Below are 14,034 nucleotides of genomic sequence, written 5' to 3'. Positions count from 1 at the left end.
TACGTCAAAATGACGTGCACCGCGCCCTTTAGTTTTGTGAAGCTTGTTAGCTTCCCCCTTGGCACAAAACTTAGCAGATGTGACGTGGATTACTGATAGGTTGGTGCACACACCCGTAGCAGAAAGGAATCCGCGATGACCGTTTACGCAAACCCGGGAACCGACGGCTCGATTGTCCATTACGAGTCCCGATACGACAACTACATTGGTGGCCAGTGGGTTCCACCAGTTGATGGAGAGTACTTTGACAACATCTCGCCGGTGAATGGAGAGGTGTTTTGCCACGTGGCGCGCGGCACCGCGGCAGATATTGAACTCGCTCTCGATGCAGCGCACAAGGCTGCCCCAGCATGGGGAAAGACCTCTCCGGCGGAGCGAGCTCTCGTACTTCACAGGATTGCAGATCGCATGGAGGAACACCTAGAAGAGATCGCAGTCGCCGAAACCTGGGATAACGGTAAGGCTGTGCGCGAAACACTTGCCGCCGATATTCCGCTCGCCATCGATCACTTCCGCTATTTCGCCGGCGCCATCCGAGCGCAGGAAGGCCGGCTTTCGCAAATCGACGACGACACAGTTGCCTACCACTTCAACGAGCCACTCGGAGTAGTCGGCCAGATCATCCCATGGAACTTTCCGCTCTTGATGGCCACTTGGAAGCTCGCGCCCGCCCTAGCTGCAGGCGACACCGTAGTGATGAAGCCGGCTGAACAGACCCCTGCTTCGATCCTCTATCTCATGAACATCATTGGCGATCTCATCCCAGATGGCGTTGTCAACATTGTCAACGGCTTTGGCGATGAGGCTGGAGCTGCACTTTCCGGTTCAAATCGCATTGCCAAGATCGCATTTACCGGATCGACCGCGGTGGGCAAGATCATCAACAAGGCAGCTGCTGACAAGATCATTCCCGTCACACTCGAACTCGGTGGAAAATCCCCGTCGATCTTTTTCGATGACGTCCTATCCAAAGACGATGCCTTCCGTCAGAAGGCGATCGAAGGCTTCGCGATGTTTGCGCTGAACCAGGGTGAAATTTGCACCTGCCCTTCCCGCGCACTTGTACATGAATCCATTGCGGAAGAATTCCTCGAGCTCGGTGTCAAGCGTGTTCAAAGCATCAAGGTGGGCAACCCCCTAGACACCGAAACAATGATGGGCGCACAGGCATCGCAGGAGCAGTTGGATAAGATCTCCGGGTACCTTGAACTCGGCCCGCAGGAGGGCGCGCAAACGCTGACCGGTGGAAAGGTCAACAAGATCGAAGGCCTAGAGAAGGGCTTTTACATCGAGCCGACAGTGTTCAAGGGTGACAACTCGATGCGAATCTTCCAAGAAGAGATTTTCGGTCCGGTCCTGTCCGTAGCTACCTTCAAGGACTTTGATGAGGCCATCGCAATCGCCAACGACACCAACTATGGCCTGGGCGCTGGTGTGTGGTCACGCGATGGCAACACCGCTTACCGCGCCGGTCGAGCGATCCAAGCAGGCCGCGTGTGGGTGAATCAGTATCATTCGTACCCAGCGCACGCAGCATTTGGCGGTTACAAGGAATCGGGCATCGGACGCGAAAACCACCTGATGATGCTGTCGCACTACCAGCAGACCAAAAACCTGCTGGTCTCCTACGCTGAGAACGAAACCGGGCTGTTCTAACGAAGCTTATTGGCCTCGATACTGGCCGCCGCGCCGATGTTGCGTACATTGGCGCGGGCTAGTTCGACCATATTGCCCAACCCACCGCTGAGGACTGTCTTCACCGCTGAAGTGGAAAAGCCCTTCATCATGTCCCAGGTGATGTCCGGCGGAAGCGACAAAGCGTCGGGGTCCGTCACCATGTCAACCAGCGCGGGGCCGGGGTGCGCCAGTGCGAGTTTGATGGTTTTCTCCAACTCGGCAGGGTTCTCCACGCGGTAGGACTTGATGCCCACGGCCTGAACGATCGCCGCAAAATCCACCTGTTCGTGGTCCGTGCCAAATTCCTGCAGGCCCGCCACCATCATTTCGAGTTTGACCATGCCCAACGACGAGTTGTTAAAAACCATGATTTTCACCGGAAGATCGTGAAGCTTGACTGTTAACAGCTCGGAGAGCAGCATGCTCAAGCCACCATCGCCAGAAAACGAAATGACCTGGCGGTTGCGGTCGGCAGATTGGGCGCCGATTGCCTGTGGCAGTGCATTGGCCATAGTCCCGTGTTTGAATGAGCCAATCTCTTCGCGCTTTCCGTTTGGGGTGATGTAGCGAGCGGCCCAGACATTGCACATGCCGGTATCCACTGTAAAAATGGCGTCGTCGGCGGCTAGGTCGTCGATAAGCCCGGCAGCGAATTCGGGATGAATCGGCTTAATTTTCGTCGGGTTCTTCTCGGTGTATGCATCGATAACGTGTTCCAGTGCAGAAGCGTGGGCTTTGAGTTGCTTGTCTAGGAAGGAACGGTCGGTCTTTTCGTCGATGTGGGGCAGAATGTTTTCGATGACGCTGGCTACATCGCCGACGACGGGATAGCGAACCGTCGTGCGCCTACCGATGTGTGTGGCATCGATGTCGATCTGCGCCACATTCTTGGTCGGCAACCAGTCGTTGTATGGGAAATCGGTGCCCACCAAAATGAGCAGGTCAGCCTCGGTGCTCGCGTCGTGGCAGGCACCGTAGCCCAACAAGCCCGACATACCCACATCAAAGGGATTGTCATATTGGATGTGCATCTTGCCGCCAAAGGCGTGTCCGATGGGGGACTTGATCTTTTCCGCCAGCGCCAATACCTGTTCGCGGGCATTCTTCACGCCTGCGCCGCAGAATAACGTGACGGAATCGGCCTCATTGATCGCTTGTACCAGTGCGGCGGCCTCGGCGGGGTCAGGGAATACGCGGCGGTCGGTGCCACGCGCGATCACGGAATCGAATACGCCACCGTCGACGGCCTCTTCTTCGAAAACGTCACCCGGAATAACGGCGACGGATACGCCTTGGCCCGCCATTGTGGATTGGATGGCATTGTGAATGACGCGGGCACCTTGCTCAGCGGAGTGGGTCACCTCGCAGTAGCCGGAGCACTCCTGGAAAATCTGCTGGGGGTGCGTCTCCTGGAAAAAGTCCGAGCCGATTTGCAGGCTTGGAATGTGTGAGGCGATGGCGAGCACGCGAGCTCCGTTACGGTGCGCATCGTAAAGCCCCTGAATTAAGTGAGTGTTGCCGGGGCCGCACGAGGCAGCACACACGGCAAGCTCACCCGTGACCAAAGATTCGGCACCGGCAGCGAAGGCGGCGGCCTCCTCGTTTCTCACATGGACCCACTCGATGGAGCTTGCGTGGATGGCGTCCGAAAATGGGTTGAGGGAGTCTCCGACAAGGCCGAAGATGCGTTTGACTCCGAGTTCTTCAAGCTTAGCGACGATCTGCTGGGCGAAATTCATGGTCATATTCACGCTCCTTTATCGAATTGGTGCCCATGATACGTGTAACCACGGCGACACGTCGTGGGCTTTAAGCACTCATGCGGGCAAGCAGTTCCAAGATGCGCGGGTGGGACCAATGTGAGCTGTGGCCAACAGACGGCAAGACGATGGTCTCGTCTGCGCCGAAGAATAGCGAGCGCGGGTTGGCACCGTGAATTGCTCCGTGATCGCCTCGAGTCACACGAATTGGGTCGAGCGCGGCATCCACCACAGTTACTCGTGGACTGGAACCGTACAGGTGCAGCTGTGACACGTGTGCCGCGGGAACGCCAGGAGAAGCCATCAGCACTAGGTTGTCAGCGAATAGGCCGTGGGCGCGCGCGGATTCCGTTGCGACCACCGTGCCGTAGCTATGTGCCACGACATTCTTTCTTGCGTCGGGAAAGCGCTCGTGCAAGGTTGCTTGAAAGTCGGAAAGGTCGTCGGCACCTTGGTGCGCAAACCGCGAAAGCGCGCCGGGCGGAATGACACTATCTGGTGCGGTGTACCCCAGCCATACCACCGTGGGAGCGCCAGAAGCATCGGAGAACCTTTGGCCTCGGTCCAAATAACCGGCAAGACTTGACTCCCGTGATGAACCAACCCCCGCCACCATCGTCGTGATGGCCCGTGGATGCAGCCGGTCTACATCCTCGGGAGACGTGCCAAGCAGGACGGTGATACCTCCAGAGCCAGATTCAAGTACGACCCCGTTGTAGCTTTCGATCAGGCCACGGTGCTCGTCGCTAAGCTTTACGGAATTCCTCTGGTGGATATCAGAGAGGGAATCATCCGGATGGAGGTACAGTCTGTCAAGGATAGGCTGGGAAACGTGCTGGCAGTGTTGCAGAATGAGCGTGGCTAGCTGCGCGTCGAGGCGACGTCGCTCCAACTGCATCAAGGCAACAAACGCCGGAGTTTCGGAAGAGAAGCCGGCTAGCGTCGAGGCAGCTTCGATCGCTCTTGTGAGGAAATTCTCGGCGATGCCGGCAAGCTGGAGCACCGGAATGACTGCGTTGATCTCGTCGACAATGGACGTGAGCTGTTCAGCCAAACCACTGAATCGCTGCATCGCGGAATCGGCCGCGGGTCCATCAAATCCGTCTTCACGCAGCACACTTACCGCGAAGCGGAGCTGGGCTGCACGGGTGGTGGTTGCGCCGGTGACTTCACCTAAGACGCCGGCTGCCTCGGCGAAAGGTTGCGGGGATGGGGCTGTCACTTCAAGTCCTCGGCGAACTCGTGATCGAGCCGATCAGCGTCATCCAAGAATGCGGAGACATCCTGGGCATGGAGCTCGGCGCGGTTAGAGGCAGCGTTGATGCGTTCGAGCCAGCTGGTAGCAGCGGTGCTGAATGCAACCGCCGACAGCGTGCCGGAGAGCGGATTGGTTGCGGTGAGATCGTCGATAAGCGGAATCGCCGCACGGATCTTCTTGGCAGTGGATGGAGAAAAGGAAAGATGACTCATGCAGATCAGGATGCACAACTTTGGCTAAGGGTGGATGTGGCGCTGCAAAAATCTGTGGATAGTTTGCCCGTTCCCACATATCCTGTGGATATGCGTATCGGACTCGTGCAAATCACCACCGGAAGCAATAAGCTGGAGAATTTGGCTCACGCCGAAAAGGCGATTCGTCGCGCGGCCGAGCAAGGCGCACGTTTGATCGTGTGCCCGGAGGCGACATCGCAGGCCTTTGGTTCAGGAAGGCTGGATGAGCAGGCAGAAGACCTCGACGGGGAGTTTTCTACAGGGCTCAAGAAGCTTGCCGACCAGCTCGGCGTGGTCATTGTCGCAGGTATGTTCCGACCGGCGGACACCCAAGGCAAGATCAATCGCGTGTTCAACACCGCGCTGATCACCGGAGCAGGGCTACACATGGGCTACGACAAAATTCACACTTACGATGCTTTCAAATACAAGGAATCAGACACGGTAAAGCCAGGCACCGAGCTGGTGACTTTTGAACTCGACGGCGTGAAAATAGGCGTTGCCACCTGTTTCGATATTCGGTTCCCAGAGCAGTTCAAGGAGCTCGCGCGCCGCGGGGCACAGATGATCGTGGTTCCTACGAGCTGGGCCGATGGGCCAGGAAAACTTGATCAGTGGCGGATTCTTTCGGCGGCGCGTGCGCTGGATTCCACTGCATTCGTGGCAGCGGCGGGGCAAGCGCGTCCGGGTGGCTTTGACAACGCCGGGGAGGAAAGCGGGCCGACGGGTCTGGGACATTCCACCGTGGTGACCCCGTTTGGCAATCGGATCGCTGAGGCAGGTTACGAAGAAGACGTGATTGTTGCCGAGCTCGACTTGGAGCTGGTCGAACAGGCGCGAGAATCGTTGCCGGTGCTTTAAAAGGGGTCGTCTTCGCGTGCCCACATATCGTGGCCATGTGGAGAGCAGAGACGGATGTCTTCGTTTGGCGCCCCTGCATCTAAGAGGGCTAAGTGGATGGGTTCGATAGCATCATCTGGACCGGCGATGAGAATCTCGCGGTCCCACCACAATCCGGCGCCGGATAAAAGAATTTCGACCGGGACGGTGACGGGGGTGATCCCTGCTGTAGTCGGTGGGTTTTCGATGCTAGCGGGACCATCAACGACAGGTGTCACGGTAAGCCAGTCGTTAGCCTGTGCGAGGGCAGCAAAGGTGGTGAGCTCGTATAACCCTGCGGGTGAGTCGGCAGTAATCATGAGATGGACGTTGGGGCGTTCAGACTGAGCGAGCAGGTCGAACACCAGGGACTTCATGATGGAAAGTCCGGTGCCTGCGCAGATGAGGAGCTTGTCGCGCCCTTCTGTGGATGTGATGCCTGTGCGCGGGGACCCAATGGTCCAGTAGTCGCCCACGCTCGCAGGAACCTTTTGTGGCACATGAAATTCAAGATGGCCAAAGGGATTTGGCGGGAGGGCCGGAGCAAGACACATCCAGCCGCCTTGTTGTTCAGAAGGCTTTACGGGAACTAGGTCGCCCGCGGAGTAATCCACCGGCGTACCTGCCTCTAGTTTGAGTACCTTTACTTCCTCGCCGTGGTTTTCAATGTGGGTGATGTGCGCGGCGTAGGCCGGCGGGATTCCTTTGAGCTCATCTTCCGAGGTTGCGATACTGAGCTCAGAACACACCAATCCGATGAGGCGGACAACGTGATTGATAGTCTCTTGGGGAAGATCGTCTCCGACTGTTTCAACGAAAGCGTCGCCCAGCAGCAAACCAAAAAGGTCGTAGATATCTGACGGGAAGCCGTGCCGACGGTGGTCACGTGCGAGGGTATGGATTTGGGCGATGACGTCGTCGCAAAGCAGGCCGTTTTCGTCGGCATTTTCTAGGACCCAGGCAAGGGCGCGGGGGAGCTGGGTGTGAGCGCGTCCCATGTCTGCGGGGAAAAGCTGGCGAGTCTCCGGTATGGCCTCGAAAAGGCGTCCGTGAACTTCACTGCTGAGAGTGCTCCCGCGTTCACGGATCAGCTGTCCCACATCATCGAGCTGTACCATGTCGATGATCTTAGACGATGATGTATCACCTGTCGTATACTTGCAGGGTTATGTAATTTCGTAACCCGAGACTAACCCTTCCGTATTGGGGATCCACCCAAGCTCAGGTGCGACATGTTCTGCAAAGGCCTGCAGGATTTTCACGTTGATGTCCACGCCCATGGTATTCGGAATGGTGAGCAGCAACGTGTCCGCCACCTCGATCGCTGGGTCGGCCTTGAGCTGCTCGATGAGCTTGTCTGGCTCCGCTGCGTAGGAACGGCCGAAAGTGACCGGCACGCCTTCGCCCAAAGAGCCGATCTGGTCGTTTTCGGTGGCCTGGGTGCCAAAGCGGAGGCGCGTCTCTTCATCGACGATCGGGAAGATCGAACGCGAAACCGACACGCGCGGGTTGTTCCAATCGTGGCCCGCCTCCTTCCACGCGTTGCGGAAGGTGTCGATCTGGCTGCGCTGAACCTCGCCAAGTGAGCGTCCGTCTGCCTCTGACACCAACGTTGAGCTCATCAGGTTCACGCCGTCGTGTGCGGCTTGGATTGCCGAAGAGTTGGAGCCGGAGCCCCAGAAGATTCTCTTATGCAGCTCGGACGAGTGTGGAAGAACCGGCAGCGGTGCGCCACTTTTGTACATGCGCGGGTACTGGCGCTCTTGGGGTGCTGCCTGGGCCATGCCGTATCCCTGGATCGCATGCATGAACCGTTCGAACTTCTCTCGCGCCATGTCTGCGCCATTCTCGGCCTCGGCCGTGTAGCCGAAGGCCTCCCACCCCTTTTCTGCTGGTTCCGGTGATCCTCGCGAGACGCCCAGGGCTGTGCGCCCATCGGACAGAAGATCAAGCGCCGCGGCCTCTTCGGCGAGGTAGAGTGGAGTTTCGTAGCGCATGTCGCGGTTGCAACACCCGTTCACGTAAGCTTGGCTGCATGGTCGAACTGGTAGCGCTGAGGAAGACGAACGAGGTGGCCGCGTACGTCCGCGCCTCGATGGACCGCAAGGGCGACCGCTGGACGGTCGATACGCAGCTGAGGAAGATCAGGGCGCTGGCCGAGGCCAAGGACTGGAACGTCGTCGAGGTCTACGAGGACAACGCGGTGTCGGCGACGAAGAAGCGCCGCGCTGGCACCCGCTGGGCCGAGATGCTGGACGACGCCCGCGCGGGCCGGTTCTCGATGGTGGTCGCCGTGGACATGGACCGGCTGCTGCGCAGCACGAAGGACCTCAACACGCTGATCGATCTCGGCCTGCGGGTCGTCACCGTGGACGGCGAGATCGACCTTTCGACGGCAGACGGTGAGTTCCGGGCCACGATGCTCGCCGCGCTGGCCCGGTTCGAGGCGCGACGCAAGGCCGAGCGACAGATCAGATCGAACGAGCGCCGACGTGCCGAGGGTATTCCCACGTCCGCCTGGAAGGCATTCGGCTGGACGAGAGAAGGTGAACTGATCGAGGAGGAGGCTGACGCGGTTCGGCGGGCCTTCGACGCGTTCCTCGGCGAGCCGTCGCTGTCGATCCGGCGAATCCGCGAGGATCTGAACAGTGCCGGTCACCTCACCGCCCGCGGGTCGGAGTTCTCCGTCGATGCCGTGCGCTACCTCCTGGCGAACCCGCTCTACGCTGGTTTCATCAAGCACTACGCCTCCGGCGAGCTGTACCCGGTGCAGGGCGAGGCGTTCCCGCCCATCGTCGGGGAGCAGACGTGGCGGGCTGCGGTGTCGAAGCTGGAGGACAACGTGCGGAGGTCGGCGAGGCAGGGCAACCAGCCGAAGTACCTCCTGTCCACGATCGGCCTCTGTGGGAAGTGCGGCGCGACGCTCGTCTCGGGGACAAATAGCCGCAAGCAGCCGACGTACCGCTGTGGCGAGCAGTTCCACCTCACCCGCCAGCGCGAGCCCGTCGATGCGATGGTCACCGAGGCGGTGCTCACGCGCCTGTCGTCCGTGGACGTGCACGACCTCGTGATGCCGCAGGAGGACGACGGGCCGGATCGCGAGGAACTGCTGACCGAGCGGAGCGCCCTGGTCGAGCGTGTGAAAGAGCTGAGCCCGCTGCTGCGCGACATCCATCAGCCGGTCCTGGAGATCACCGCGGCGATCAACGACGTGAAGGCCCGCATCGATGAGATCGACACGGAGCTGCTGGACCGCTCGGTGTCGGTGGCGGCGAAGCTGCTGGCGGGCGTGGAGGAGGCGGTCGGCACCGCGGAGCGTCGTGAGGTCGTCGAGTCGAAGTGGAAGGCGTTGGACATGGACCGTCGCCGGATGCTCGTGGACGAGCTGGTGACGGTGACCATCGAGCCCATAATGCCGGGTCACGTGAAGTTCGACCCCGATCTCGTGCGGATCGAGCCGAGAAGCGACTGACTCATGACTCGACTCGTCATTGCAATGGTGAGTCGAGTCATGGGAGAATGGTTGCAGACAAGAAGATCCCACCGGGGCCGCGACTTAGAAGCGCGGGGTTCTGCTCCCGGATGAGTAGCCGGTCAAACAGCCCAATTACCGTGGCGGGGAACCGGAAGATACTCATGTCTGAGGACTTCCGATGTCTGTCGTTATCGACGTTCCCCGCGCATCTGCGCTTGACCGCCCTGGTCTCGACCAGGCCTCGACTCCCGTTCCGCATGCTGATGGGCTCGATCCCGTCATCGCCGCCCGCGCCGCCGGTCGCCGAGCCGGTGAGCGTCTGGCTCTCACTCCGCTGACGCCGCGACAGCGCGCCGCCGTCGCCGCCGTGATGGGCGGTGGTCGCTGATGAGTGCGAACTCCGCCGCCTTCGATCACCTGACCGGCTTCCGCTGGCGTCAGGGCGACCCCGCCCTCGCCGACTCCGAGGCTCGTCTCTACGACCTCGGTGTGCTCCGTTCCGTGCTGGAGGAGTCCGTCGAGATCGCCGTCGCCGACGCCCGCGCCGATGGGGTGACCTGGGCGAAGATCGGCGACGCCCTCGGCGTCACGCACCAGGCCGTCATCAAGCGCTACAGCAAGGGCGGTGCCCGATGAGCACCACCGACCGCACCAGCGCCCTCGTGTCCGCCGACCTGACCCCGCCCGGAGGGCCTGACCTGGCACCCGCCGCAGGCGGGCTGCCCGTCGTCATGACGGTTCGCAACTCCCGTTCGCACCCCAAGAGTTTCGGGAGCCTTATTCGTTCCTACGGGCGCGGCAAGGGCTTGTCGATTGCCGCGCCTTGCAACAACATGCCTGGTCAGGAGCCGGTTCCGGTCTCGCGCAGTCGTGTGACCTCGCGCGATCATTTGGGGTCTCATTTGGGGGTCAATAGGGGGTCATTTAAGGCGCCGCATGCTCCTTACGATGTCGCTGGCGGTGGTCGTCGTGGCTAAGCAGGAGAACAACCCCACGAGCATCGGCCTCGCGCAGCAGCTCGATCCGTCGTACTGGACTTGGGCCGCCGATGATCCGAGCGGTGCCGCACTGCTCCAGCAGGGAGCCGGGGCGATCTTGTCGTACCTGGTCGAGCGACTCGAGGCCATCGGCTGCGAGGTCATCGAGGCCTACGGCATCGTGCACGACAGGGATGAGCGCGAGGTCTGGAGCGACGCGGAGAAGGCTCTGGTGGTCGAGCCAAAGCCCGATCACCTGCACGCGGTCATCAAGTTCGCGAGCCGTGCGAAGAGCGCACCGCTGGATCGGCTCGCGTTCGGCATCGGCGTCGAGCCGCAGTACGTCGAGAAGCCGGGGCGCGGTCGGTATGCGTTCGACAACATGCTGTCGTACCTGACGCACGTGAAGTACGCGGACAAGCATCAGTACGCGCCCTCGGAGGTCGCCACGGTGCGCGGGCCGGATTACCTCGGGATCGACGCCCAGCGCCGGGAGACGTGGCTCAAGGGTCGTGCCCACGTGAAAAAGAAGGTCGTCGCGGAGAACTTCGAGGACATGCGCGAGCGCGTGCTCCAGGGCGAGATCACGCGGGATCAGATCATGCTCACCGATGGGCTGTTCGACATCTACTCGCGGCATCAGCGGGAGATCGACGACGCGCTGTCGGCCTACGGCCAGCGCCGCGCGTACCGGGCGGCGGCGAAGCTGCGCGCCGGTGCTTTCTCGACGCACGTGGTGTTTGTCCATGGGGATGCTGGGATCGGCAAGACCCGGTTCGCCACGGACTTCATCACCGAGGCGATCAATGCGGCGAACGCGCACGGCGAGCGGTGGCAGGTCTACCGGGCCGCGACGGGGAATCCGCTTGATGACTGGCGAGGCGAGGAGGTGCTGCTGCTGGACGATCTGCGGGCCTCGGCGATGGACGCGAACGACTGGTTGCTGCTGCTCGATCCGTACAACGCTTCGCCTGCGAAGGCTCGGTACAAGAACAAGGGCGAGGTGGCTCCGCGCCTCATCGTCATGACGGCGACGATCGAGCCCGTCGAGTTCTTCTACTACGCCCGCCAGAAGGGCAATGTGGACGAGGCGCTGGACCAGTTCATCCGCCGCCTGGCCTCGGTCGTGAAGGTCTTCCGCGCCGATGACATCAACCGCTACCTCGTGCAGCACATCGGGAAGATCGAGCCCTACGAATGGCACCAGTGCAGCGTTCCGGTCGCCGCGCACACGCCCGGCATGTACGGCAACGCCTACCACCAGAACGCCGGGTCGCGGGAACTGACCTACGGTCCGGAGACCTCGGCGGAACACGACGCGGACGGCGCGGTCGCTGAGCTGCTGGGCGGGCTCGCGGTGCGGAGCCCGGACGTGCCGCTGGCACTGATCGGAGGTGCCGCATGAGCGCCGACAGCACCGTACTCCAGGGGGTCGAGGGGGCCGGAGGCCCCTCGCAAGCAGGGCTGGAGGACACGAGCGTCAGCGATGTGTCCGACAGGCCTACTGCTTGCCACTCTGGCGTACAGGTGGAGCAGCAGACCGACTCCCAGGTGAACACCGGTCGGGCTGATGCGGAGGCTGTGCGCCAGAGTCACGGCGGCGCGAAGCGTCGTCGTGGGGGCCGCGCGAAGCTCGATACCGACTTCGGAGAGGCCACGCTCGCGGCGCTTCGCACTCGTGCGAAGCGGCTCGGGCTGGCTCCGAGCACGTGGGTGCGGGCCGTCGTCCGGGATGCCCTCCACGCCTCTCGGAGCGAGGAACTGGACGCCGCCGTGGCCGCGCACCTGCTCGGGGTCGAGGCGCGCGCGCAGGTGTCGGCGGACGCGCGCGAGCTGGCCGCGCAGATCCGCCCGCTGGCGATCAACGTCAACGACCTGGACCGCCGGGCGCGGGCTGGTGAGTCGGTGGCGCTGTCGGCGGAGGTGCCCGAGCTGATCGAGCTGCTGCGCGAGGTCCGCGCCCTGCTCGGTGATCGGACGGCCTCGTGAGCACGACGCACTACAGCCCGAGCACGAGCGCCGCCGACACGGAGCGCTATATCCGTGGCAAGGAGGACGAGCGGGGCGTCGCGATCACGTGCGATGTGCCGGGAGGCCCCGGCTCGTTCTCGGCGCGCGCTCGGGCGCTCATGCAGAACACGACGCGCGAGGTCGAGGCGCTGCACTACCGCCAGTCGTTCAGCGACGAGGAGTTCGACCCGAAGAACCCCGAACACGTGCAGCGGGTGAACGATCTGGGCTACCAGCTCGCGAAGAAGATGCACCCGGATTCCGACTGCCTCGTCGTCAGTCATGTGGATGGGCGGGGAAAGAAGCCGCACAATCATATTTTGGTTCTCAATCACAACAACCGCACGGGAAAGGCGCTCTCGGACTACCGCACATTCCACGACCGCAAGGCCGGGAACCAGAAGGGCGTCCAGTCGGCGAACGACGAGCTGATGCGCGAGCACGGGCTCTCGGTCGTGAAGCGGCTGGGGCACGCGCCGAAGGACTGGGAGCTGCGCCGCGAGGACTTCGCCGAGGGGTCGCTCGACCGCGAGATGGGCGACCGGATGAGCGCGGCGCTGGCCGATCCCCGCGCGGTGGACAAGGCCGGTCTCGAAGCGGTGATCGAGGAGCAGAGCCAGCAACTCGGCGATGACGGGGATCGGGTGCCGCGGATGCGTCTGCACAGCCCGGTCAGCAAGAAGGGTAAGCGTGCCGGTCAGGAGACCTGGACGCTCTACATCGAGGACCGCCGCGGCGAGTCCAGGCGTGCTGAGCGCCGCAAGCGCACGAGCGCTCTCTCGGCGGACTTCACCCCGGAGGGCGCGCAGGCGTTCTTCGACTACCACCAGCAGCAGAAGGAGCAGGAACATGAGCGCAGCACTCGACAGGCTGAAGCAGCAGAACGGGCCCGTGCAGTCGCAGCAGCAGCTCGGCAGTCCGGAGACGATGGAGCTGTTGACCTCGATCCTCGCCGCCGTCGAGGCGCAGAATACGAGGATCGCCACGCTGACCGAGCAGCAGAAGAAGCTCGCGGGGTTCGTGAAGGTCATGGACGAGGAGACGACGAGGCGACTGGAGCGGATCACAGCCCCGGCGTCGACCTCCTCGCCCTCCAGCGACGTGTCCGCGAGGATCGCGAGTATCGAGAGCAGGCAGAACGAGATCGCGAGCACGCTCGGCGAGTTCGCGCAGAGTCTCAACGGCGAGAACTTGAACGCCGCGTCGCGGACCTTGGTCGCGGAGGCGCAGAAGAATCGCGCGGCTACGGCCTCGGCGATTGAGGGTCTGAAGGTGCAGGCCACAGCGAACCAGAAGCTCGTGAGCCAGGTCGGCGGCGCGGTGCAGCGGATCGAGAAGCGCACCGAGGAGCGGGTCGAGAAGGCCGTCGAGCAGGTCTCCGGGGAGGCCACCGCCACGATGACCGCGAATCTCGACGCCTCGAACGAGCGGGCCGAGCGGATCATCGCTGCCACGGCGAAGCTGGAGGCCCGTCAGCTCTGGTCGGCTGCCGCCGCGATGTGCCTCGTACTCCTGCCGGTGACCGTGGTCGTCGCTGGGCTCTGGATGGCCGTAGCCGGGCTCATCACGGGCGCTCAGTGGGCGCTGGACGTGAACGGGACTGTGTGGCTCGGGATCGGACGCTGGCTCGTGGTCGCGATAGGCCTCGTTGCGTCCGGCTACGGGCTGTTCGCCTCCGTCCGCTGGATTACAAGCCTGGTGGAGATGTGGAAGAGCCGCGGGATGCCGAAGTGGCCCCGGTGGAAGAAGTAGGTGCAACTCTACG

The 14,034-nt window shown here is 62.0% G+C and carries 13 protein-coding genes and 1 pseudogene; 9 read left to right on the top strand and 5 right to left on the bottom strand.

Features of this window, described 5'->3' with window-relative positions; all coding sequences use genetic code 11:
• The first annotated feature begins 135 nt into the window (after nucleotides 1-135).
• Nucleotides 136-1,656 (top strand): acetaldehyde dehydrogenase ExaC, encoded by a 1,521-nt coding sequence (exaC, locus tag QP027_RS10145; protein WP_284824555.1) that lies wholly within the window; start codon nucleotides 136-138, stop codon nucleotides 1,654-1,656.
• Here the strand turns inward: exaC and QP027_RS10140 are convergent.
• The 3 genes from QP027_RS10140 to QP027_RS10130 form a co-directional block, all read right to left on the bottom strand.
• Nucleotides 1,653-3,422 (bottom strand): pyruvate dehydrogenase, encoded by a 1,770-nt coding sequence (locus tag QP027_RS10140; protein WP_284824552.1) that lies wholly within the window; start codon nucleotides 3,420-3,422, stop codon nucleotides 1,653-1,655. The two genes, exaC and QP027_RS10140, sit on opposite strands and share 4 nt — an antisense overlap.
• A gap of 64 nt (nucleotides 3,423-3,486) precedes the next feature.
• Nucleotides 3,487-4,659, bottom strand: coding sequence for an alpha/beta hydrolase (locus QP027_RS10135; protein WP_284824551.1), 1,173 nt, complete (start codon nucleotides 4,657-4,659; stop codon nucleotides 3,487-3,489).
• Nucleotides 4,656-4,907: a hypothetical protein gene (locus QP027_RS10130; protein WP_284824549.1), complete on the bottom strand. Its 252-nt coding sequence runs from the start codon at nucleotides 4,905-4,907 to the stop codon at nucleotides 4,656-4,658. Before QP027_RS10130 ends, QP027_RS10135 begins: the two co-directional genes overlap by 4 nt.
• Nucleotides 4,908-4,997: 90 nt before the next feature.
• Here QP027_RS10130 and QP027_RS10125 point away from each other — a divergent pair, with 90 nt between their 5' ends.
• Complete coding sequence (locus QP027_RS10125; RefSeq protein WP_284824547.1) at nucleotides 4,998-5,789, top strand: carbon-nitrogen hydrolase family protein; 792 nt, start codon at nucleotides 4,998-5,000, stop codon at nucleotides 5,787-5,789.
• Here the strand turns inward: QP027_RS10125 and QP027_RS10120 are convergent.
• Together QP027_RS10120 and QP027_RS10115 are read right to left on the bottom strand one after the other, a co-directional pair.
• Entirely contained in the window at nucleotides 5,786-6,925 is a 1,140-nt protein-coding gene (locus QP027_RS10120) for a hypothetical protein (protein WP_284824545.1), read from the bottom strand. The two genes, QP027_RS10125 and QP027_RS10120, sit on opposite strands and share 4 nt — an antisense overlap.
• A 48-nt stretch (nucleotides 6,926-6,973) precedes the next feature.
• Nucleotides 6,974-7,807: pseudogene (locus tag QP027_RS10115) on the bottom strand (LLM class flavin-dependent oxidoreductase); the annotation flags it as partial.
• Nucleotides 7,808-7,842: 35 nt separating this feature from the next.
• Here QP027_RS10115 and QP027_RS10110 point away from each other — a divergent pair.
• The 7 genes from QP027_RS10110 to QP027_RS10080 all read left to right on the top strand — a co-directional run bounded on the left by QP027_RS10110 (nucleotide 7,843) and on the right by QP027_RS10080 (nucleotide 14,021).
• The gene (locus tag QP027_RS10110; RefSeq protein WP_284824543.1) at nucleotides 7,843-9,279 is read left to right on the top strand and encodes a recombinase family protein; all 1,437 of its coding nucleotides are present in this window, start codon (nucleotides 7,843-7,845) and stop codon (nucleotides 9,277-9,279) included.
• 181 nt (nucleotides 9,280-9,460) lie between these two features.
• The gene (locus tag QP027_RS10105) at nucleotides 9,461-9,670 is read left to right on the top strand and encodes a hypothetical protein (RefSeq protein ID WP_284824541.1); all 210 of its coding nucleotides are present in this window, start codon (nucleotides 9,461-9,463) and stop codon (nucleotides 9,668-9,670) included.
• Nucleotides 9,670-9,918 carry a hypothetical protein gene (locus tag QP027_RS10100; RefSeq protein WP_122943847.1) on the top strand — a complete coding sequence of 83 codons (249 nt, stop codon included), beginning with the start codon at nucleotides 9,670-9,672 and terminating at the stop codon, nucleotides 9,916-9,918. Before QP027_RS10105 ends, QP027_RS10100 begins: the two co-directional genes overlap by 1 nt.
• Before the next feature lie 300 nt (nucleotides 9,919-10,218).
• Nucleotides 10,219-11,664: a Rep family protein gene (locus tag QP027_RS10095; RefSeq protein WP_284824539.1), complete on the top strand. Its 1,446-nt coding sequence runs from the start codon at nucleotides 10,219-10,221 to the stop codon at nucleotides 11,662-11,664.
• Entirely contained in the window at nucleotides 11,661-12,248 is a 588-nt protein-coding gene (locus QP027_RS10090) for a hypothetical protein (protein ID WP_122943845.1), read from the top strand. Before QP027_RS10095 ends, QP027_RS10090 begins: the two co-directional genes overlap by 4 nt.
• Nucleotides 12,245-13,531 (top strand): relaxase/mobilization nuclease domain-containing protein, encoded by a 1,287-nt coding sequence (locus QP027_RS10085; protein ID WP_122943844.1) that lies wholly within the window; start codon nucleotides 12,245-12,247, stop codon nucleotides 13,529-13,531. The genes QP027_RS10090 and QP027_RS10085 overlap by 4 nt, the downstream gene beginning before the upstream one ends.
• On the top strand, nucleotides 13,461-14,021 hold the full coding sequence (locus tag QP027_RS10080) for a hypothetical protein (protein WP_284824536.1): 561 nt from the start codon (nucleotides 13,461-13,463) through the stop codon (nucleotides 14,019-14,021). The genes QP027_RS10085 and QP027_RS10080 overlap by 71 nt, the downstream gene beginning before the upstream one ends.
• Nucleotides 14,022-14,034 lie beyond the last annotated feature (13 nt).

It is taken from the genome of Corynebacterium breve, assembly GCF_030252165.1.
Classification (GTDB): Bacteria; Actinomycetota; Actinomycetes; order Mycobacteriales; family Mycobacteriaceae; genus Corynebacterium; species Corynebacterium breve.
Note: the sequence above shows the minus strand (reverse complement) of the source record. Positions and strands in the feature narration are given on the sequence as shown.